The organism is Actinoplanes sp. NPDC051346, from assembly GCF_040682215.1.
Taxonomy (GTDB): Bacteria; Actinomycetota; Actinomycetes; order Mycobacteriales; family Micromonosporaceae; genus Actinoplanes.
This window is the reverse complement of the sequence record NZ_JBFBAJ010000007.1, coordinates 58005-78835: the sequence shown is the minus strand read 5'-3', so window position 1 is coordinate 78835 and position 20831 is coordinate 58005. Positions and strand designations below refer to the sequence as shown.

General features: G+C 68.8%; 18 protein-coding genes and 1 tRNA gene. 12 read left to right on the top strand and 7 right to left on the bottom strand.

Features of this window, described 5'->3' with window-relative positions; translation table 11 throughout:
* Positions 1-112: 112 nt before the first annotated feature.
* The 5 genes from AB0M36_RS18735 (at position 113) to AB0M36_RS18715 (ending at position 4631) form a co-directional block, all read left to right on the top strand.
* Positions 113-400: a hypothetical protein gene (locus tag AB0M36_RS18735; protein WP_364158983.1), complete on the top strand. Its 288-nt coding sequence runs from the start codon at positions 113-115 to the stop codon at positions 398-400.
* Positions 401-411: 11 nt separating this feature from the next.
* On the top strand, positions 412-738 hold the full coding sequence (locus AB0M36_RS18730) for a hypothetical protein (RefSeq protein ID WP_364159625.1): 327 nt from the start codon (positions 412-414) through the stop codon (positions 736-738).
* Positions 739-774: 36 nt separating this feature from the next.
* Positions 775-2730 carry a DUF3987 domain-containing protein gene (locus tag AB0M36_RS18725; protein ID WP_364158980.1) on the top strand — a complete coding sequence of 652 codons (1956 nt, stop codon included), beginning with the start codon at positions 775-777 and terminating at the stop codon, positions 2728-2730.
* Positions 2731-3045: 315 nt separating this feature from the next.
* A complete protein-coding gene (locus tag AB0M36_RS18720) occupies positions 3046-3234 on the top strand; it encodes an excisionase (protein ID WP_364158977.1) in 189 nt (62 codons plus the stop codon).
* The gene (locus AB0M36_RS18715) at positions 3231-4631 is read left to right on the top strand and encodes an integrase (protein WP_364158974.1); all 1401 of its coding nucleotides are present in this window, start codon (positions 3231-3233) and stop codon (positions 4629-4631) included. The genes AB0M36_RS18720 and AB0M36_RS18715 overlap by 4 nt, the downstream gene beginning before the upstream one ends.
* Positions 4632-4778: 147 nt before the next feature.
* On the opposite strand, the gene AB0M36_RS18710 is transcribed toward AB0M36_RS18715, so the two are convergent.
* Positions 4779-4866 (bottom strand) — tRNA-Ser (locus AB0M36_RS18710).
* Positions 4867-4996: 130 nt separating this feature from the next.
* Here AB0M36_RS18710 and AB0M36_RS18705 point away from each other — a divergent pair.
* On the top strand, positions 4997-5971 hold the full coding sequence (locus AB0M36_RS18705) for an NAD(P)H-quinone oxidoreductase (protein WP_364158971.1): 975 nt from the start codon (positions 4997-4999) through the stop codon (positions 5969-5971).
* A gap of 50 nt (positions 5972-6021) precedes the next feature.
* On the opposite strand, the gene AB0M36_RS18700 is transcribed toward AB0M36_RS18705, so the two are convergent.
* A complete protein-coding gene (locus tag AB0M36_RS18700; protein ID WP_364158968.1) occupies positions 6022-6723 on the bottom strand; it encodes a hypothetical protein in 702 nt (233 codons plus the stop codon).
* A gap of 472 nt (positions 6724-7195) precedes the next feature.
* Here AB0M36_RS18700 and AB0M36_RS18695 point away from each other — a divergent pair, with 472 nt between their 5' ends.
* Positions 7196-7729 (top strand): NAD(P)H-dependent oxidoreductase, encoded by a 534-nt coding sequence (locus AB0M36_RS18695; RefSeq protein WP_364158965.1) that lies wholly within the window; start codon positions 7196-7198, stop codon positions 7727-7729.
* A gap of 4 nt (positions 7730-7733) precedes the next feature.
* Here AB0M36_RS18695 and AB0M36_RS18690 read toward each other — a convergent pair whose 3' ends face one another.
* On the bottom strand, positions 7734-8837 hold the full coding sequence (locus AB0M36_RS18690; RefSeq protein WP_364158962.1) for an acyl-CoA dehydrogenase family protein: 1104 nt from the start codon (positions 8835-8837) through the stop codon (positions 7734-7736).
* A gap of 158 nt (positions 8838-8995) precedes the next feature.
* Here AB0M36_RS18690 and AB0M36_RS18685 point away from each other — a divergent pair, with 158 nt between their 5' ends.
* Together AB0M36_RS18685 and AB0M36_RS18680 are read left to right on the top strand one after the other, a co-directional pair.
* Positions 8996-10072: an NlpC/P60 family protein gene (locus tag AB0M36_RS18685; RefSeq protein ID WP_364158959.1), complete on the top strand. Its 1077-nt coding sequence runs from the start codon at positions 8996-8998 to the stop codon at positions 10070-10072.
* A 42-nt stretch (positions 10073-10114) separates the two neighbouring features.
* Complete coding sequence (locus AB0M36_RS18680; protein ID WP_364158956.1) at positions 10115-10771, top strand: GNAT family protein; 657 nt, start codon at positions 10115-10117, stop codon at positions 10769-10771.
* Between the two features lie 8 nt (positions 10772-10779).
* Here the strand turns inward: AB0M36_RS18680 and AB0M36_RS18675 are convergent, their stop codons facing one another.
* Positions 10780-11940, bottom strand: a complete 1161-nt coding sequence (locus AB0M36_RS18675) for an ATP-binding protein (protein ID WP_364158953.1) — start codon at positions 11938-11940, stop codon at positions 10780-10782.
* A gap of 336 nt (positions 11941-12276) precedes the next feature.
* Here AB0M36_RS18675 and AB0M36_RS18670 point away from each other — a divergent pair, with 336 nt between their 5' ends.
* Positions 12277-12807, top strand: a complete 531-nt coding sequence (locus AB0M36_RS18670) for a YbhB/YbcL family Raf kinase inhibitor-like protein (protein ID WP_364158950.1) — start codon at positions 12277-12279, stop codon at positions 12805-12807.
* A gap of 75 nt (positions 12808-12882) precedes the next feature.
* Here AB0M36_RS18670 and AB0M36_RS18665 read toward each other — a convergent pair whose 3' ends face one another.
* Positions 12883-13596 carry a class I SAM-dependent methyltransferase gene (locus tag AB0M36_RS18665; RefSeq protein WP_364158947.1) on the bottom strand — a complete coding sequence of 238 codons (714 nt, stop codon included), beginning with the start codon at positions 13594-13596 and terminating at the stop codon, positions 12883-12885.
* 665 nt (positions 13597-14261) lie between these two features.
* Here AB0M36_RS18665 and AB0M36_RS18660 point away from each other — a divergent pair.
* The gene (locus AB0M36_RS18660; RefSeq protein WP_364158944.1) at positions 14262-15827 is read left to right on the top strand and encodes a hypothetical protein; all 1566 of its coding nucleotides are present in this window, start codon (positions 14262-14264) and stop codon (positions 15825-15827) included.
* Positions 15828-15882: 55 nt separating this feature from the next.
* Here the strand turns inward: AB0M36_RS18660 and AB0M36_RS18655 are convergent, their stop codons facing one another.
* Positions 15883-16605 carry a hypothetical protein gene (locus AB0M36_RS18655; protein WP_364158941.1) on the bottom strand — a complete coding sequence of 241 codons (723 nt, stop codon included), beginning with the start codon at positions 16603-16605 and terminating at the stop codon, positions 15883-15885.
* Positions 16606-16979: 374 nt separating this feature from the next.
* On the opposite strand from AB0M36_RS18655, the gene AB0M36_RS18650 reads away from it, so the two are divergent.
* Positions 16980-19037 carry a peptide deformylase gene (locus tag AB0M36_RS18650; RefSeq protein WP_364158938.1) on the top strand — a complete coding sequence of 686 codons (2058 nt, stop codon included), beginning with the start codon at positions 16980-16982 and terminating at the stop codon, positions 19035-19037.
* Between the two features lie 2 nt (positions 19038-19039).
* On the opposite strand, the gene AB0M36_RS18645 is transcribed toward AB0M36_RS18650, so the two are convergent.
* Complete coding sequence (locus AB0M36_RS18645) at positions 19040-20152, bottom strand: globin domain-containing protein (protein ID WP_364158935.1); 1113 nt, start codon at positions 20150-20152, stop codon at positions 19040-19042.
* Positions 20153-20831: the final 679 nt, after the last annotated feature.

Sequence of the window (20831 nt, the reverse complement as noted above, 5' to 3'; positions counted from 1 at the left end):
AGCGCCGCCGCTACCCCTCCCCGCTACCACCCTGGCCAGCTACTACCCACGCCGGTAGCGGGTAGCGCCAGCACCCCTCTGCGCCCCAAAAACCGCCCCAGGAGGCCTTCTCGTGGTCCCGTACGCCGCTACCGCTACCCCCACCGGCACCGACCCCAGCACGATCTACGCCATCCTCGCCCTGACCACCGTGATCATCACAGTCGGTTACTTCCTCGGCTGCTGGCTCTGGCCGTTCGGCGCCTGCCGCCGCTGCAAAGGCACCGGCAAACGCCGCAGCCCGTTCGGCCGCGCGTTCGGTCTCTGCCGCCGCTGCGACGGCAGCGGCCGCACCCTGCGCATCGGCCGCGTCATCATCAACACACTGCGCGAGATGCACGACAAGGGCGGCAGCAAGTGAGCCGCCGCATCATGGCCCAGCATCGCCGGACGCCGAACGAGCACACCGCGTGGTGCGCCCGCGACCACCGCTGCAACCTCGGCGAGCACCGCTCCACCGAGATGATCGCCGACCTGCCCGGCGCGGGCCGCGCCGTCATCACCCGCGTCCGGGCCGCCGACGGCCGCGAACACGCCGAGATCCGCGCCCGGATTCCCTTGCACAGCACCGAAACCGGCGCCCGCTGGCAACTCGAAGCGCTGCTGTCCGGCCTCGGTCGGCTGCTGTCCGCCCTCGCTGTGCGGCCCGGCGTCGCCGACGACACCGCCCGTCCTGCCCTCGGCCGCCGCGTCGCCTGACCCCGCCCGTCCTGCCGAGTTGTGAAGGAGTAGACCGTGACCCACGCCGCCGCGTACGACCTGGCCGCCGAGCAGGCCGTCATCGGTGCCGCCCTGCTCGCCCCACACCTGATGGCCGACCTCGCCGCCGCTCTCGCCCCGGGCGACTTCTACCGGCCGTCGCACGCGGTGCTGTGGGAAGCGATGTGCATCATGCACGCCGCCACCATCCCGACCGACCCGATCACCGTCACCGCCCACCTCGCCGAAACGGGGGACCTCGGCAGGGTGGGCGGGGCACCCTACCTGCACACCCTCACCGCCGAAGTCCCCAGCGCGGCGAACGCCGGGCACTACGCCGCCCGCGTCGCCGAGCTAGCGAAGCGGCGCAAGGTCGCCGACCTCGGCACCCAACTCGCCACCCTCGCCGCCTCCGGCGCCGACCCGGCCGAAGTTGTCGCGACCGGGCGGGCGCTGCTGGACGACGCCGACACCCCGGGCGGGTGGTCGCCGCTAATCCCGCTCGGCCGAGGCCGCCACCTTCCCGCCTTTCCGGCCGAGTTGTTCCCCGGCTGGCTGGCTGAGCAGGTGTTCGCCGTCGCCGAGTTCACCCAGACCCCGATCGACCTCGCCGGGAGCCTCGCCCTGGCCTGCCTGTCCACGGCCGCCGGGGGACGCGCCGAGGTCGAGGTACGCGGCTCCTGGCGCGAACCCACCAACCTCTACACCGTCGTCGTCCTACCGCCGGGCTCGCGCAAGTCTGCCGTGTTCGCCGCGATGATCGCCCCGATCATGCTTGCCGAGAAAGCCCTGATCGAGCGGACCGCACCCGCGATCATCGAGGCCGACCTGTCGGCCAAGGTCGCCACCAAAGCCGCCGAGAAAGCCGCCCTCGCGGCCGCGAACGCCGACGGGTCGGGGCGGGACACGCTGATCGCGGAGGCGACCGCCGCCGCGATGAGCGCCGAGGCCATCACCGTGCCGGCCAAACCGCAGTTGGTAGCCGACGACGTCACCAGCGAGAAAGCGCAATCCCTGCTCGCGGAGCAGGGCGGGCGCCTCGCTGTCCTGTCGCCTGAGGGCGGGATCTTCGCCACCATTGCCGGGCGGTACTCCGGCACCCCGAACCTTGAGGTCTTCCTCAAGGGCCACGCCGGGGACATGATGCGCGTCGACCGCCGTTCGCGTGACGCCGAGCACGTCGACAAGCCCTCACTGACCATGGGCCTCGCCGTGCAGCCGGAGATCCTGCGCGACATCGCGAACATGCCCGGCTTCCGAGGCCTCGGCCTACTCGCCCGCATCCTGTACGCCCTGCCGGAAAACACCGTCGGCCGCCGCAAGGTCGGCGCCGACCCGATCCCCGATCAGGTGGCCGCCGACTACACCGCCAACCTGCACGCCCTGGTCCTCACCCTCGCTGAGTGGACCGACCCCGCCGTCCTGCCGCTCACCCCCGACGCCAACGACCTGGTCCTCGACATCGAACGCGCCGTGGAACCGAGGCTCGCCCCCGGCGGGGCATGGGCGCACATCGTTGACTGGGGCTCGAAATACACCGGCGCCGTCGTCCGCGTTGCCGGGCTCCTGCACCTCGCCGAACATCTGCGCGACGGATGGGGCATGCCCATCACCGCCGACACTCTCGAACGCGCCGCGATGATCGGCGACTACTACGCCGCTCACGCCCTAGCCGCGTTCGACGACATGGGCGCCGACCAGTCCACCCGCAATGCTCGGGCGATCCTGGCGTGGATCGAACGCACCGGATCGAGCGCGTTTACCAAACGCGAGGTGTTCCGGGCGCTCAAGTCGTCGCAGCTTCCCACCGCCGCCGACTTCGACCCGCCGCTGTCTGTGCTCGAAGCACACGGCTACCTGCGGCAGCTCGACCCGCCCGCGCCGAAACGCGTCGGGGGACGGCCGCCGTCGCCGAGCTATCTCGTGCATCCCGAGGTTCATCGGCCCGCCGCGACCGTGCACGCCATCGACACCATCCGGCGGTCGGCGTGATGGCCCTGCCAGAACTGCCACAACCGCCACAACCCCCGAACCCGAGAGGTTCTGGCAGTTCTGGCAGTTCTGGCACGCCCCGACCGGCGGCCTGCACCCCCGCAGCCGCCGACGAACCGACCCGCTCAGAGCCACATAGAGGCTTTGGCCTATCCCTTTTCCGGATCGTGGCTCTACGGCGCTCTCAGCGGCCCGGCAGGAGCCCGCCTCCCAATCGGAAGCCTCCACCCTCGACTGAGGACACCAAAGCGCTGAAAGTCCGTCACGGTAACACTCACAGCCCCGCAATACCCCCGCCAAGGGAGGCCGGACCCGATGGCACGCACCTTTCTGACCCTGGACGAATTCCTTGAAGAGATGGACGTGGCCAGGTCAACGTTCTTTCGTTGGAAGGCACTCGGCCACGCACCCCGCCACTACAAGATGCCCAATCGTCAAATTCGTATCCGCTGCACCGACTTCGAGACCTGGCTGTCGAGCTATGAGGAGCCACAGGCCGCATGAGCACATACGACGTTCGAATTCAGAGCATCGAGGAACACGAGGGCAGGAATCCGAAGACCGGCAAGCCGCGCAGCACCTATCGGGTGCGATGGGTTGTGGCGGGCAAGCGGCGCGGCGACAGCTTCCAGACTAAGGCGCTCGCGGAGAGCTTCCGCTCGAAGCTGATCACCGCCCAACGGGAGGGGGTCATCTTCGACGAGGTGACGGGCCTGCCCGAGCCAATGGCCCGAGAGCTGAACAGCCGTACGTGGTATGAGCACGCGGTTGCATTCGTGGATATGAAGTGGGCTCGATCGGCAGCCAAGCACCGAAAGAGCATCGCGGAAGCGCTCGCCAACGTCACCGTAGCGTTGCTCTCGACTGACCGGGGAGCGCCGTCCGATGAGGAGATCCGTCGTGCGTTGTATTCCTGGTCCTTCAACAAGACGCGGCGGGATGCGGGTCCGCCGCCGGACGACATTGCTTCCACGGTGCGGTGGTTGACCAGTAACACCGTTAAGCTCACGGAGTTGACCGACGCGGCTTTGGTGCGGAAGGCGCTCGATGTGTTGGCGCTGCGCATCAATGGAAATGCCGCTGCCGCGACGACGGTCGCTCGCAAACGCGGCGTCTTCTACGGCGCGCTCCGGTACGCCGTTGAGCTTCGCCTGTTGACCTCACACCCGATGGATCACGTCCAATGGATAGCGCCGAAGTCCACTGATGAGGTGGACCGCCGATCGGTCGTCAATCCCGAACAGGCCATCGTTCTGCTGTCGGCCGTGCACGACCGGGCTCCGAAGCTCGTGGCGTTCTTCGCCTGTATGTACTACGCCGCGTTGCGCCCGGCTGAGGCTCTACACCTACGCGTCGACGAGTGCGAGTTGCCCGAGTCGGGATGGGGCACGCTTCGGTTGACGGGGTCGACGCAATACGTTGGGCAGGACTGGGGAGACGACGGCGGCTCAGTCCGTGAGGACCGGGAGCTGAAACACCGCGCGAAGACAGCGACCAGGCCGGTGCCCGCGCCACCAATCCTGGTTCGTGCCCTCCGGTGGCATATCGCAGCCCACGGTCACGCCCCGGACGGCCGGCTATTCGTCGCCCAGGGCTACGGGCGTGGCTCGGTCTCGAAGGAGACCTACGCACGGGTCTGGCGGGCGGCTCGAAAGGACGCGTTGACCCCGGAACAGCACCGCACCCCGCTCGGCAAGGTGCCGTACCAACTGCGGCACGCTGCCGTGTCGCTCTGGCTCAACGCGGGGGTGCCAGCGACCCAGGTTGCAGAGTGGGCGGGGCACAGCGTGCACGTGCTGCTGAAGGTCTACGCGAAGTGCATCGAGGGGCAGGACGAGGCAGCGCGACGGCGGATTGAGGAGGCGCTCGGCGACGTCGACGACCAGGGCGACGCAGCCTGACCCGGTCACCAAACTTTGGGCCGTATTTGGGCAGGGGTGTCAGCCCGAGCGAGATCTTGTGGGACTGAGTGAGATCGACACCGGTAGGCGAGGGGCCCCTCTGACGAGCGTTCGCGCTGGTCAGAGGGGCCTTTCTCGTGCTCGGAGCGGAGGGCGTGGGATTCGAACCCACGGAGACGCGTAACGCCTCACCGGTTTTCAAGACCGGCGCCATCGGCCACTAGGCGAGCCCTCCTGGCGATAACGGCACTCAGTCTGCCAGATCGCCGTGCGGACGGCCGAATGGATACCGGGAACGCCCGGCGCCCCGGCGTGGCCGGCACCGGTCCGGTTTCTTGTCGGACCTCTCGGGCAAGCTGTCAGGCATGCACGCCATCGTGATCGAGAGGCCCGGTGGGCCCGAGGCGCTCGTCTGGGCCGAGGTTCCGGATCCCGAGCCTGGCCCGGGTGAAGTCGTCGTCGAGGTCATGGCCGCGGCGGTCAACCGTGCCGATGTGATGCAGAGGCAGGGCCACTATCCGCCGCCTCCGGGCGCCGCGCCTTATCCGGGGCTTGAGTGTGCCGGTGTGATTGTCGCGGTCGGGGCGGAGGTGGGCGGGCACCATGTGGGCGAGCGGGTCTGTGCCCTGCTGGCCGGTGGCGGTTACGCCGAGCGGGTCGTGGTGCCGGCTGGTCAGCTGCTGCCGGTTCCGAAGGGCCTGTCTGTGCAGGAGGCCGCGGCGTTGCCGGAGGTCGCCTGCACGGTCTGGTCCAATGTGGTCGATGTGGCCCGGTTGCGTAAGGGGCAGACGCTGCTCGTGCACGGCGGCGGTGGGGGCATCGGCACGTTCGCGATCCAGTTGGGCAAGGCGCTGGGAGCCACGGTCATCGTGACCGCCCGGGAGTCGAAGCATGAGCGGCTGCTGGCGCTCGGCGCTGATCTCGCCGTCGACTATCCGAGCACCGATTTCGTCGAGGCGACCCGCGACTTCACCGAGGGGCACGGCGCCGACGTGATTCTCGACATTATCGGTGCGAAGTATCTGTCTCGGAATATTGCCGCGCTTGCCAGTGGGGGTCACATCGTGACCATCGGCTTGCAGGGCGGTCGCAAGGGTGAGCTCGACTTTGGGGCGTTGATGGCGAAGCGCGGCTCCATCGCGGCGACGACGCTGCGTGCCCGTTCCGTCAAGGACAAGTCGCGCATCGTCCGGGGGGTTCGTGACCAGGTGTGGCCCCTGGTCGACGCGGGGTCGATCCGCCCGATCATCGACCGTACGGTCGCGATGAGCGAGGCTGCCGAGGCGCATCGCCTGATGGAGGCCAGTGATCACCTCGGCAAAATTGTCCTGATCCCATGATCTGCGGCGGCGACGGCACACCGGGCCGCCGCCTGCCACGGACCGGCGTTTCAGACCTGGACGGTGGTGGTGCCGGAGAAGACGCGCAGCGTCCAGGAGCAGCCGGAGGCGCTGCTGATCTCGAAGAAGCCGAGCCGACCGCCCTCGTGGCCGTTCAGCGTGAGCGACCCCGACTGCCTCTCCGACCCGACGTACTCGTAGCCGCTGGTCCGGCCTTCCCACGTCAGGTAGAGGAAGGGGAAGTCCGGGTTGGCGCAGTTCCAGGAGGCGATGGCCTTGTAGTCCACGGTCGGCACCTTGATCGTCCGGCTCTTCCAGGGCGTCGCCGTGCCGTGCCAGTTGGCGATCTCCTTGGACCGGGTCTGGATCACCCGCACCGCGTCGAGCCGGGCGGCGTTCCTGCGGGCGGCCGTGCCGGCGAAGACCGCCTTCCACGTGCCCGTGGTCTCGGCGGTGAAGCGGCGGGTGAAGTTCCCCGCGTTGGTCGCGGTCGCGAAGCCTTTGTAGACGTACGCGTTCGCGGCGGTGCCGGCCTTGCGGAAGTAGAAGCTGACCCGGCTCCGGTTGCCGGTGGCGCCCACCCAGACGCGCCCGGTCAGGGTCACGGTCCTGCCCTTGACCACCGGCTCGGGGGCGGCGTTGAAGGTCATCTTCACCGCAGCGGGGGCGGCCTGCGCGGGCATCCCTGGCGTGGCGATAAATGCTGTCGCCGCGGTCAGCAGGGCGAGGAACAGGGAGGGCGTGCGACGCATCGGCGATCGACCTTTCGACCTAAAAGCGGCTTATGCCCGAAGTTTGGCAGCTCCGTGGTCCCCGGTCGAGGCCAGGGCAAAAGACCACTGAGTCCGGTTCGTCCGAATGGTGAGCCGGCCGAACCCAGTCGGACCGGCCGCTCATCCTCCAACGGCCAGTCGACAGTGCAGCCATTGGACAGTGCAGCCGGGGCCGTAGTGCAGCCGGGGCCATAGTGCAGCCGGGCCGCAGTGCAGCAGCCGGGCCGCAGTGCAGCAGCCGGGCCGCAGTGCAGCAGCCGGGCCGCAGTGCAGCAGCCGGGCCGCAGTGCAGCAGCCGGGCCGCAATGCGGGCGCCGCTGACCGGGCTCGGGTGCGGACGATCGGCGCCCCAGACAACGCCGCCATCCGGCTGCACCGTCGCCGGGGGCGTCGTGTGCGCTGGTGCCGGGAAGATTGACTTCAACCGCGGTGCAAGTTTTAGCGTCCCGGCATGGATAACACGCCACTCCGCATCGCAGTCATCGTCGGTAGTGCCAGGGAGGGCCGATTCGGTCCGACGGTGGCCGCGTGGGTAGCCGCCGAGATCGGCCCGCGTCCCGACCTCGAAGCCGAGATCGTCGACGCGGCGGATTTCGGCAGCGAAACCGTCACGAAGCAGCTGGGGCTGGCCGATGCCTTTGTCGTCGTCACCCCGGAGTACAACCACAGCTACCCGGCCCCGCTCAAGGCCCTGATCGACGCACACAACGCCGAGTGGCGGGCCAAGGCCGTCGCCTTCGTCTCATATGGCGGGTTGTCGGGTGGCCTGCGCGCGGTGGAACACCTCCGGCCCGTCCTCGCCGAGCTCCACGCGACCACAGTCCGCGACACCGTGAGCTTCCACGGGGGGCGGCGCTGCTTTGATGTGGACGGTCGTCCCTTGGATCCGGAGAGCAGCGCCGCCGCCGGGCGGATGCTCGAGGGGCTCGTCTGGTGGGCACACGCGTTGCGCGATGCCCGCGCGAAGAGTCCCTACCCGAGCTGAGCCTTCACAGCCGGGCGAGCGCCGCCGGGTCGGTGAGGCCGAGAAGGACAGCGCCGGCCATTTCGGTCACGTCGCCGGAGACCATGGCGTGCTGGGTAGCGACGTGGACGTCCCGGAAGTGCCGTTGCAGTGGGCTGGTGTCGTACACGGCGCCTCCGCCGGCGGCGTTGTAGACCAGGTCGACCGCTCGCGCCGCGTTGCGGGTCGCGGTGGAAATCGCGAGCCGCAGCGCCGCCCGACGCCGGACGTCCGCGCCCGCCCCGTCGTCGGTGAACGAGTGCCGCAGGTATGCGAGCCCGGCCCCGTGCAGCGCCGTCGCCTCCGCGATGGCGACCCGTACGGCGGGCTTCGCCGCGATCGTCTCGCCGGTGAGCGGGTTGCGCTTGCTCCGGGCCAGCTCGCCGAATTCCTCGATGGAGGCGCGTGCGATGCCCAAGGCCACCGCTCCGATGCCGAGGGCCAGCAGTGACAGGGCCGGCAAGGCGTACAGCGGGCCGGTCTGGCGCGGCGGTTCGGCCAGGGAGAACGTACGGTCGGCGGGCACGAACACGTCGTCGGCCGAGAAGTCGTGACTGCCGGTCCCGCGCAGACCGGCGACCTCCCACGTGTCGTGGATGGTCAGCTGCGCGGGGTCGAACACGGCCAGGCGTGGGCCCTTGGGCGTGAGCATGCCGCCGACCAGCAGGGTCGCGTGCTGGCAGGCGCTCGCGAACGACCACCGCCCGCTCACCCGGTATCCATCCTGGACCGGAGTCGCCCGGCCCATCGGTGCGGCAACGCCGGCGATGAGAAGTCGGGGGTCGCGCAACAGGTCCGCCGCCGTGGCGGCAGGCAGGTATGCCATCGCCATCCCGGTCGCGGCGCCGACCATCGCGCACCAGCCCGTCGATCCGTCGGCCCGTCCCAGTTCCTCGAGGACGTCCACGAGCAGGCCCGGTTCCGCCTCGAGACCGCCGTGCTCCTTCGGCGCCGCGAGCTTGAAAACGCCGAGGTCGGCGAGCTGCTCGATGAGTGCTGTGGGGACGGCCCGGTCCTGTTCGATCTGGGGTGCCAGCTTGCGGATGGTCGGAGTCAGCGCGCGGATGTCGTCGAGGAGTGAGATCGCCATGACGCCGAGTATCGCCGATGATCGATGTTGTGGGCACAGTCAAGGTGGACAAATGTCGGCCCGGCCAGGACGGCGGGGTGAAGGCGGGAAGCACAGGTGACGGCAGGTGGAATTGAGCCCTAAGGGTCCGGCGGAGACGGCCGCTAAGGCGCGTACGGATGATGGAATTTTTCCTGTTTTACCTATCACCGGGTCGAATGTGTGTTGGCATGGTCGGCGGATTACCAATAATGCCCGGGTTCCCATTGTCGCCGGTCAAACGGCTGACACCGGCACGGCGGACCTTCCGCCGCGCCTTGAAATGGGATTCGCGTGAGTGCCTCGGGCCGAGTTCGGAGGCTCTGCTGTCCCGTCCGTCCACCGGCCGTGTGCTGGCCGCCGGCGCCCTGGCGCTGGCCGTGAGCGCACCGGCGCTCGAACCCGCCGCGCCTGCTGAAGCACAGAATTTCCTCACCCCGATCGCGGCCGCCGCCGCCGAACTCACGCCGTTCCTAGAGGCTAGGCAGCGCGACCGGGCGGCCTCGCGGTCCGCGGTCCGCGGCCAATTCCCGACGGTACGGAGTGACGACGAGCCCAGCCCCTTCGCGGAGATGACGGACATAGCCCAGCGCATGGCCGAGGCGGAACGCCGCCTCAACGTCGAGCGCGCGGCAGCTCAGCTCCGGGCCGTGGCCGAGCGCCGCGTCGCCGTTCAGCGCCGGGCCGTGGCGGCCCACCGCGCTGTCACCCAGCGCGCCGCCGCCCAGCGTGCCACCACCCCGCGTGCCACCACCCCGCGCGCCGCCGCCCAGCGTGCCGTCGCCCCGCGTGCCGCCAACCGGCGCGCTGTCACCCCACGTGCCACCGTCCGGCCTCGCGCGCTCCAGCGGGCAGCGACCGGCCGGCAGCGCGCCCTGGGCTCGCGCGCGCGGATGGCGTCGGTCGTCGCCTTCGCACGGTCCCAGGTCGGCAAGCGCTACTCCCGCGGCGGCGAGGGCCCGCACACGTTCGACTGCTCCGGCTTCACGAAGCGTGCGTACGCTGAGGCCGGCTTGCGGTTGCCGCACTCCTCGGGCGGTCAGGCAGCCCGCGCACGCATTGTCTCGCGCGCGGCGGCGCGCCCCGGCGATCTGGTTGTCGGAGCCGGTCATGTGGGTGTGTACATGGGCCGCGGAATGATGATCGACGCCGGAAACCGGCGGACCGGGGTGGTATATCGCCGGCTCTACGCGGGGCTGCACATCGAGCGGTTCTAAATCGGTCGTCCGATTCCGGCCCGGACCGTGAGAATCGTGGGCATGATTGCCGACCACTGGCCACTGTTCGGGCTGGCGCTGACGACGCCCCGGCTCGAACTGCGCCTGCCGGACCTCGACGATCTCGCCCAACTCGCCGACGTGGCGGCGGCGGGGGTGCACGACCCCGCGGTGATGCCCTTCGTGACGCCCTGGACCGACGCCACCAGCGAGCAGCGGGCCCGCAGCGTGATCCAGTGGGCGTGGAGCCAGTGGGCGCGGTGGTCGCCCACCGACTGGTCGCTGCAGCTGGTGGCGGTCGCCGACGGGCAGATCATCGGTACGCAGGACATCGGCGCCAAGGACTTCGCCACCGTACGGGTGGTGGGCACCGGATCGTGGCTCGGCCGCGAATACCAGGGCCGCGGATTCGGTACGGAGATGCGCGCCGCCGTGCTCGACCTGGCGTTCGCCGGGCTCGGCGCGGAGGCGGCCACCTCGGAGGCGTTCGAGGACAACGCCGCCTCGTACGGCGTCTCCCGCAAGCTCGGTTACGTCGACGACGGCGACGCGTGGCACGCGGTCCGGGGCCGGCGGGTCCGCGGTCGCCGGCTCATCCTGGACCGGCCGCGCTGGTCGGCGGCGCGCACGACGGCGGTGGAGATCACCGGACTGAAGCCCTGCCTGCCGATGTTCGGGCTCGACGAGACCCGCACCTGACGCCGGCGTCAGGGCTTGGGCAGCGTCAGCCGCACTGTCGTCCCGATGCCGGGTTCGCTGTCCACGTGGATGCTGCCGTGGTGGGCATCGATGATCGAGCGGACGATGGCGAGGCCGAGGCCCGGCCCGGGAGTGGCCATCGTGTCCGCCGTCGCGCTGCGGAAGAAGCGGTCGAAGACGTGCGGTAGCTCGTCCGGCGGTATGCCCACTCCGGTATCGGTGATCACCAGCTCGGGCTCCGCGCCGGAGGTGCTGGTCACCGAGATCTCGCCCCCGGCAGCGGTGAACTTGATCGCGTTCACCACCAGATGGTTCAGGGCCTGCTGCAGGCGCTTCGCGTCGCCTAGGGCGGGTACCGGGCTCGACGTGCGGTCGCGCAACTTCACCTCCCGATGCTCGGCGAGCGGGCGGCAGGAGGAGGTGACCTGGTGGGCGATCTCGGCCAGGTCCACCTCGGCGATGTCCAGCTTCAGGCCCTCGTCGCTGAGCCGCGCCACCGTGAGCAGGTCGTCTATCAGGCGCAGCAACCGGTCCGAGTTGCGCTGCATGATCGCGAGGAAGCGCTGTGACGTCTCCGCGTCGAGGTCGTCCTCGAGCAGCATCTCCAGATATCCGCGGATCGACGAGAGCGGGGTACGCAGCTCGTGGCTGACGCTGGACAGGAACGAATCCTTCATCCGGTCGAGCTGGCGTAGCCGATCGGAGATCTCGCCGGCGTGCCGGGCGTAGCGGCGCAGTTCCAACTGCACCGACGCGTGCCGGGCGAGGCTGCGCAGCGCCCGCCGGTGGGAGGGGTTCAGCTCGCGGAGCTCGTTGTCGATGACGCACACGGTGCCCGCCGGGTGCGTTCCGTCCAGCACCACCGGGGCTCCCGCATAGAACCGGAGGCCGTCGGCACCGGCGTGGGGACCTTCGAACAGCTCCTGACCGCGTACGACCTGAGTGCAGTAGGTGATGTCGCGGCGCAGGTGGGCAGAGTCGATGCCGACCTGGGCGCACCAGTGCCGATCGCCGTCGATCAGCGTCACCAGGGCCATCGGCGTACCACAGATCTCGGAGGCGAGCAGGGCGATGTCGTCGAAGTCGGGTTCGGGACCGGCGTCGAGTATCAGGGAGTCCCGCAACGCGGTCGGGTGCCTCGCCTCGTCCTCCGGTAGTGGTGCACGCACGATCCGATGGTCTCACCGGCTTCGGGACCAGGATGGCGGTTCGGCCCTACACAGCAGTCGGCACCTGTCCTGTGGACAGGTGCCGACTTGCTGGCCACCGGCTGCGCTCGACGACCGATCACCACCGGGCACGGGGATCTCTGCCGCTCGAACCCGGTCGGATGTCTGACACAACTATCGCCCGCGTCAACCCCGCGACCGCGCACTAGCTGTGCGTTTTCCCGCGGCGGGTGACAGCGTGAGTGACAGAACCGAAAGCTGTGCGACACGTCACTCGGATACCTTGAGGTCGTTCGGGCAGTGTGAACCCATCCGCAGTCGGAAGGACGATCGAGCATGAGCTTGGAGCGCGCCGAAGCACCGGATCCGTACGACATCCTCCCGCAGGTTCCTTCCTTCGCGGTCGCCAGCTCGGACGTCGCCGACGGGCAGCCGCTCGACGAGCTGTACGCACATCCCAGCGTCGGAGGCAAGAACCTCTCACCGCAGCTCTCCTGGTCGGGTTTTCCGACCGAGACCCGCGGTTTCGTGGTGACCTGCTTCGACCCTGACGCACCCACCGGCAGCGGGTTCTGGCACTGGGTGGCGGTCAACCTGCCGGTCTCGGTGACCGAGTTGCCGCGCGGCGTCGACCCGCTGCCCGACGGGGCGTTCTCCATCCGCAACGACTACGGCGAGACGGGTTACGGCGGCGCGGCCCCCCCGCCGGGGGATCGGCCCCACCGGTACGTCTTCGCGGTGCACGCAATAGACGTCGATCGACTCGAGGTGGGCGAGGACGCGACGCCGGCGTACGTGGGCTTCAACCTCGCGTTCCACACGCTGGCGCGCGGGACCCTCCGCCCGACGTTTGGGGTCGCCGGCTGACGCCGTACACATCAAGAAGCCCGCGGGGTCGCAGGACCCGGCGGGCTTCTCGTGTTGCTGTGGTGACGCCTGAGGTCAGCCGGGGACCTTCGCCACGACGAAGACCGACTGGCCGAACGGCGGCCGGACGATGCTCTCGGCGGCCTTGGTGACCGGCAGCACGACGCTGTCGTAGATCTTCACCATCGGCCCCTCCTTCGGGGCCAGCTTGAAGATGCTCGTCGCGGTGTAGTAGCCGATGAGGCCCAGCGCGTTCGCGTAGTGCAGCTTCTCGATGGTCAGGCCCGCCTCGGTCATCGCGGCCCGCATCGTCTTCTTGGTGTAGCGACGGATGTGGCCGGTCGCGATGTCGACCTGGCTCATCGCGAACATGAACGCCGGGACGATCAGGATGACCCGGCCGCCCGGGCGGACCAGCTCCGCCATGCTGCGCAGCGCCCCGACGTGGTCCTCGATGTGCTCGAGCACGTTGTAGGACACGGCGGCGCTGTATTCACCCGCGGCGTCGGACGCTGGGAGCAGCATCTGCCGCACGTCGATGTTGGTGTGGTCGGCCAGGCGCTCCTTGAGTTGCACCAGCCGGTCCGGGTCCGCCTCGGTGGCGGTGAAGCGGGGGACGTGCTCCGCCCACTCCAGGGCGTAGTCGCCGAGACCGCTGCCGATCTCGATAGGGTTCTCGCCCAGGTAGGGGAGAGCCAGCTCGACGAACCAACGACGGTGGTTCACGGCCATGGCGAGGCCCTCGAGCACTTCGGACTGGATCCTCTGGTCTCCAGTGATGTCTGCCATAAGTAAGGTTCCCTCGTCTTGCCGATCCGAGCTGACAGCGGGACCGGAAGAGTTAAGCATCCGCTGCGCGCAACCGAAAGTTGAGCGGGGGGTGGACCGCTCTATTTTTGCCTGATTGAGATGTAGCCACGGGGGTGCCCGGGGCCGTTGCCCATCATGCACCACCCAGGTCAAGGATAGGTAAAACGCGGGCGCATATCGGGTGCGTCACGCCTGGGTCCGCCGTCACAACACCGTTACCAAGCTCCGTTAGGCTCGCCGATGCTATGACGATTACGGGTATTGACTCGACAGGCCACTCGCCCGGCGGGAACGTTCTGCCGCCGGATCCCGGGGTCGCCGCCGACGACCTGGATGCGGAGCTGATCCTCCTCGAAACAGAGGTCGCCGCCGCGCCGATCGCAGTCATACCCGCAGATCAGAACGTGATCGAGGCGGAGCCCGAGGTCGCACCGCGACCGCGTTGGTGGCGCTCTCTCACTAGGCGAGATGTGCTCGCGATTACCACCTTCATTGGGGTAGCGCTCTTCATCACATCTTCGTTGTGGCTCAATCTTGATCATGAGTTGCGCGATGATCCACAAGATCACGCATTCTTTGAGTGGATGCTGGCGCACGGTGCCCGGGTAGTCACGGATGGCGTTTATCCGTTCTTCTCGGATCGCATGAATTACCCCGATGGGGTGAACATGATGGCCAACACCTCGGTGCTGGCCGTTTCCCTGCCGATGACGCCTGTCACTGTGCTGTTCGGTCCGCATGTGGCGTTCAACGCGTTTCTCACGCTGGCCTTGGCGTTCACCGGCATCTCGTGGTATCTCGTGCTCTCGCGCCAGTTCGTGACCTCGCGGCTGGCCGCCTGGGTCGGCGCCCTGTTCGCCGCCTTCGCGCCGAGCATGATCTCGCACGCCGGCGGGCACCCCAACATCGTCTCGCAGTTCCTGGTGCCGCTGATCATCTGGCGCACCTTGGCGCTGCGCGCGCCCGGCCGCGCCGTACGCAACGGAATGATCCTCTCGGGCCTGCTGGTCTGGCAGGCGTTCATCAACCTCGAGATCCTCTTCATGACGGCGGTCGGCCTGGGCATCTTCTGCGCGGTCATGGCCCTCGCCCGGCGGCGCCGGACCGAGGTGATCCCGTTCCTGCGCGGGCTCGGTGTCACGGCCGCCGTGACGCTGGCCGTGCTGGCATACCCGCTCAGGGTCCAGTTCTTCGGACCGCAGAGCTACCAGGGCCTCTCCGAGCTCATCCGGTCCTTCGGCGCCGACCTCGGCTCCTTCACCGCGTACGCGCAGCGCTCCATCGCCGGCAACAGTCTGACCGCCTCCAAGCTCGCGCAGAACGCCGCCGAGGAGAACTCGTTCTTCGGCTGGGGCCTGGTCATCCTCTTCTTCGGCCTGGTGGCGTGGATGCGTCGCAGCGTCGCGGTGGTCAGCCTGGCCGGCATCGCCCTCTTCTTCGGCGCGATGTCCCTCGGCCCGCGCATCCAGCTCAACGGCGTACCCACCGAGGTCCCCGGTCTCTGGGCCATGCTGCACAGCGTGCCGATCCTGAACTCGGCCGTGCCCACCCGCTGGGCCATGGCGATCGCCCCGATGATCGCCATCGTGCTAGCGCTCGGCTGCCAGAAGGCCTCGGACCTGATGAAGGCGCAGCCCTCGGCCCGCGGTCCGGTCCGGGCCGCCATGATCACCGCGGTCGCGATGGCCCTGGTGCCGCTGGCGCCGACCCCGCTGCGGACCGCCCACATGGAGCCGGTGCCGGAGTTCGTCACATCGGGCGCCTGGCGGCAGTACATCGACGACAACCACACGTTGGTGTCGCTTCCGCTGACGGAACCCAGCTATACCGATCCGCTGCGGTGGAGCGCGTACACCGGGCATGACATGCGAATCGCCAGCGCGTACGCCCTGCTGCCCAACCAGAATCCGCTCGACCCGACGGACCGCACGGCGTTGTTCGCGCCGCCGTGGCGGCCGACGAGCGGCCTGATGAGCTCCATCAAGCAGGGCAACCCGACCCCGGAGATCACGGCGACCCGCCGCGAAATGACGCTGGCCGACCTGCGCTTCTGGAAGGCCGGGGCGATCGTGCTCACGCCTCAGGAGCGCGACATCGAGATGTTGCGCGCCATGACGCAGCTGCTCGGCTTCCAGCCCACCTGGACCGGGGGCGCATGGGTCTGGGACGTTCGTAATCTCGTGGACGACCCCAAGGCGATGCTCGGCTGAGCCGCCTCCGCGGGCTGATCTTCGCTCGCTGGTCTGATGCCGGGCTGAGCTGCCTTCAGTGCTGCTGGATGCAGCAGCCCATGCAGACCTTGGGCTGGGGCAGGGTGAACGCCAGGCAGCAGGTCTTGCGCTGCACGTCCAGCCGTCCCGCGTGACCCGGCACCAGCTCGATGAGATCCTCGACGCCGAGCGTGTCGAGCAGGGTGCCGATGTTCTCCGCCGACGAGCCCGGCAGGACATCCGTCGCGCGCAGGACCGCGTAGGCGATCCCGGAGGCCAGCGAGCCCAGCAGCGTGCGCTTACCCAGCCGGACCTTGGCGTGGATGGCGTCGAGCAGGGGAGTCAGGTGCTCGTCCAACAGTGAGCGGCGCAGCTCCTCGAGCAGGGCCGCCTCGGTCGGGACCACTCGCACCCGCGGGGGGCCGCTCAGGGCCAGCGGGTCCGAGGGCAGCACCGCCACCGTGATGTCCTGGTGCAGTCCCAGCGTCACCAGCGGGCGGGGATCGTCGAAGTGCATCAGCACGTCGGCGCCGGTCAGCAGCGGCACCCGCCGGGCCGAGGCCCAGCCCAGCACCGCCGGCAGCGCCAACCAGTAGGTGTACGCCTTCCACGCCAGGGCGGCGGCCGCGTGCGGCTGGGCCTGCCAGCGCTGCCGGGCGGAATCCAGCATGGTGTCCAGGGCGTGGCCGGTCAGCTCGGCGGCGGGCCGCCAGCCGGTCGGGTCGCTCACGAGCAGATCGGGAGCCAGGCCCGGTAGCTCCGTGGAGGTGCCGAACATCGCCTGCAGAGTGGCGGTGACCGGCGCGAGGGGACTCCCAGCTAGCGCACGGTCGACGGCGGTGGTCACGGGCGGCCGCCAGTCCGGTGGTAGCAGAGCATCTGCTGGATCACCGCTGTCACCTCGCCCGTTGCTGCCCGTCAGAAGATCCCACCGTACCCGGTTAAGGCTAGCCTAACCATGCCTCGAGGCACCCAGGTTCGTGGGTCACAGACAGGTGTTGTTCGGACGAATACCCCTAGCGAGGGTGACCTAACGGAGCGTTGTGACGTTGCCGGTTTCGTCAAGGCATCTGTCGGCAACGCGCTACTAGCCCCATGCGGACACCGGAAGACGTGGACACTGAAATTCCTGTCGCAAAGGGGACATCCGTGATGACCACCTCGCCAGTCGAGAGGGCCGCCGACCAGTTCGTCTCGGCGCTTGCGCAATGGCGGGTCGAACGCGGGATGACAAAGAAGCAGCTCGCCGCCCGGATGGGCTTCGACCCCTCCTACGTCAGCCACGTCGAAGGACGCCGACACAAACCCACCGAGGACTTCGCCCGCCGCGCGGAGGCGGTCCTGGCCGCGGGTGGCGCGATCTGGCAAAGATTCCAGGAGTACGACGAACTGCGTCACGCCCGCGGCGCGGCCCTGCACCGCGACCCTCCGGTACCCGTCCAGTGGATGCCCCCCGGCACCGGACTCATCGTCGAGCAGGAGATCGCCGAGCTCACGTACACGACAGGGGCGTACCGCTGCCGGATCCGCCGCGCCCTCTACAACGCCGGCGTCGAGCCGGTCACCCGATACCTGGTCAAGATCGCGGTGGACCGCTACCCGCACGACCCGGCCGGCTCCAACCAGCACCACCGACAGCACCCCCTCAGCTTCGAAGAGATGGACCTGAGGGCCGTCGCCGGCGAGGGCGACGCGGCCGAACCGATGCACTGGCGGCTCAAGCTTGACCGGGACGCGGCCAAGGAGGTCTGGCTGCTCTTCGCCAACGACCACGGCCAGTTCCCCCTCTACCCGGGCGAGCGGACAACGATCGATTACGCCTACACGGTCGGCGAGGAGAAATGGGGGCAGTGGTTCCAGCGGGCCGTGCGTCTACCTACGCGCAATCTCACGGTACGGCTGGACTTCCCGGTCGAGTTCGAGCCACAGGTGTGGGGGGTGGAGACGTCCCTGGCCGCTGAGGTGCCCGTGCGTACGCCACTCGAACGTCACAACGACGCCGAGCGTGCCGTTTTCGAGTGGTCGACCGATGCGCCGCTGCTCAACGCACGGTATCGGCTGGAGTGGCGGTTCCGGGGGCAGTCGGCGCCTGGGGGAGGGGAGGGTGCCGGCGTGGGCGGCGAGGTGCCGTTTGCGCGAGGTGCGGTGCCGTCGTCGTCCGTTCACGACGGCCTGCGCGGGTTGTCCATTCAGTCTCCCTCTTACGACGGGGCGCGGGCTTCGGCTGCTCAGTCCGCTTCTGGCGGGGCGCGGGCTTCGGTGGCTCAGGAGAGGGCGCGCGCTTCGTCGCTTTGCGATGGGGCGCAGGTTTCGACCGGGAACGGTGTTGCTCCGGCGGTGACGCCGCACGTTCCGAGTCAGGTCGTGACGGCGCCTCCTGTCTCGGGTCAGTTGGCGGCGGCGAATGGGTCGGCTCGGATGCCTGCGGCTCGTGGTCTCGTGCGGACCCACGCTGACGGACAGTCTCGGGCTGACCAGTCTCGGGCTGACCAGTCTCGGGTTGAGCAGTCTCGGGTTGAGCAGTCCCGGGTTGAGCAGTCCCGGGTTGAGCAGTCCCGGGTTGAGCAGTCCCGGGTTGAGCAGTCCCGGGTTGAGCAGTCCCGGGTTGAGCAGTCCCGGGGAGAACAGTCACGGGGGGAACAGAACAGCCACGAGCTGAGAGCGAGTCAGCGGATGCGCGGACTAGGCATCGTGCAGCGCGGCGCGGACCTGTTGCGCCAGCGTGCCCGCCACTTCCAGCTACCTCGCGAGGCGGCGGATGCCCGCGAGGCGATCGCCGCACTGCGGGCGACCTTGGACCGGCTCGAGGCGGTCCACGACTTCAGTAAGGGGGTGGGACTGGCCGCACCACAGATCGGCGTGCCCGTCGCCGCCGCCGTGGTGCGTCCCGCCGAGCGTGGCGCCGAGCCCATGATCCTGCTGAACCCCCGCGTCGTCGACGAATCCGGCGATGCCGACGAGCAGTACGAAGGGTGCTTGTCCTTCTTTGACTACCGAGGCCTGGTCGTCCGTCCGCTGCGGGTCGATGTGGAGCACGCCCGATACGACGGTACGCGGGTGATCACCTCCTTCGACCGGGCGATGGCCCGGCTGGTCAGCCACGAGATAGATCATCTGGAGGGCCGGCTGTACGTGGACCGGATGGCCGCGGACGCGACGCTGGTGCCAGTGGAGGAGTACGGCCAGAGCGGCCGGCCGTGGAGCTATTAGGTCTATGCGTCCGAGAAGCTGTCGTACCTGATGCGGATCGAGGGAACCTGCAGCTCGGCAAGGGTTTTCAGGGTCGATTTGACCATCGGGCCCGAGCCGGAGACGAAGAAGTCGTGCTCATTCCAGGGGCCGTACCGTCCGACGACGTCGGAGATGTTGCCCTGCTCGCCGGGGAAGGTGGGGTCCTCGCTGCACGCGGTGACCACCGAGAGCCACGGATAGCGTGCGGCCAGGCGGTTCAGCTCGGCCAGGTCATAGAGGTCGTCGCGGTTGCGGGCGCCGAAGAAGACGTGTACCCAGCGGGTGCGGTTATAGCGGGTGAGTTCCTCGAGCAGGGACTTGATCGGAGCCAGTCCGGTGCCGCCGGCTACGAACACGGCGTCCCGGGTCGAGCGCCGATCCAGATTCATGGAGCCCATCGGCGCGGCGAGCCGGATCATGTCGCCGACCTCGAGCCGGCGGACCAGGGCGCTGGAAACCCAGCCGGCGCCGATCGCGCGTACGTGGAACTCCAGGGTGTTGTCGCGCCGAGGCGCGTTGGCGGGTGAATAGGTGCGCCACAGTCGAGGCTGGAAGCGCGGACACTCCAGGCTGAGGTACTGGCCCGCGCGAAACTCCAGCGGCTGCAACGGCATCACCGTGAAGACGGCGATGTCATTGCCGCGGCGCTCGTGGGAGATGACCTCGGCGTGCCAGTAGGCCGGATTGGTGTCGGCTTCCGCGCCGGCCAGCATCTTGGAGGCGATGACCGCGTACGCGTCGGCCCACGCCTGGTCGTACTCGACGCCCCACTGCTCGCCAGCGAAATGCCGCATGGCCTCGATCAACGCGCCTCCGACGACCTCGTAGTGCTCCGGTTCCACGTGGAACTTCCGGTGATCACGGCCCAGGGCCCGCAGGTAGTCGTCGAACTTCTCCGGATCCTCGAGCGTCTGCACCGCCGTGACGATGGCCCCGAGCAGGCGCGCACGCTGAACATCCATGTGGACCGGGAACAGGTCCCGCAGATTCGGGTGCGACAGGAAGATGCGCGCATAGAAATAGCCGGCGACCTTGTCCTGATGCTCCTCGACGAGGCTCCAGCTCTCCTTGAGCAAACGTGCGAGGTCTCCCATGCCCATAGGGTGGGCAGCGCGAAAGGTAACGCATCGCACCCGAAGTGCGACTTAGACCGCACAATTGCCGACAGTCGGCGCGTCGCTTGCCCCGAAAGGTCCGCATGTGCCTTGGGTTGAGCTCACCCGTATGGGTTAGGCCATCCGTCGGTTCCTTTTCATTTCACTGTCGGTATGGCTTCCGGCTGGCTGCTTGAGGTGTCGGCAGGGTGGCGGGGCCTTGCGCACGCGGGGGATAGGTAGGCGCGCAGCTGAACGACCTGGGCCTCGACGGCGCCGCGCATGCGGGGGGACCCACCGAAACCCACTCGGTAGGTGCCCCGGCGGCCCGCGCGCGTGAGGGGGCCCGCCATCGGCCCCTTTACAACCAGCATCTTCGGCGCCCCCCGCGCGCGTGCGGGGGGATTTTGGTCAGCCTGGTTGGCTGTCTGGCCAATGGCCCACTCGTTGAGGGCTTCCCCGGGCGGCTCGCCGGCTTCAGCGGCCCTTGCCGGGATCTGCGGCCCGGCGAGAAAGGCAATCGGAATCGATTCCGGACTATGGACTGGTTGTCGGCGGCCTTGCGAATGCCGACCCTGGGATTGTCCGTGGCTTGTCCACCCGCCGTTGTGGCGGCGGGGCGGCTTCGGATCGGTTACCGAGCACACCGGTGTCCACGGCCCGAGGACGCCGGTGTGCT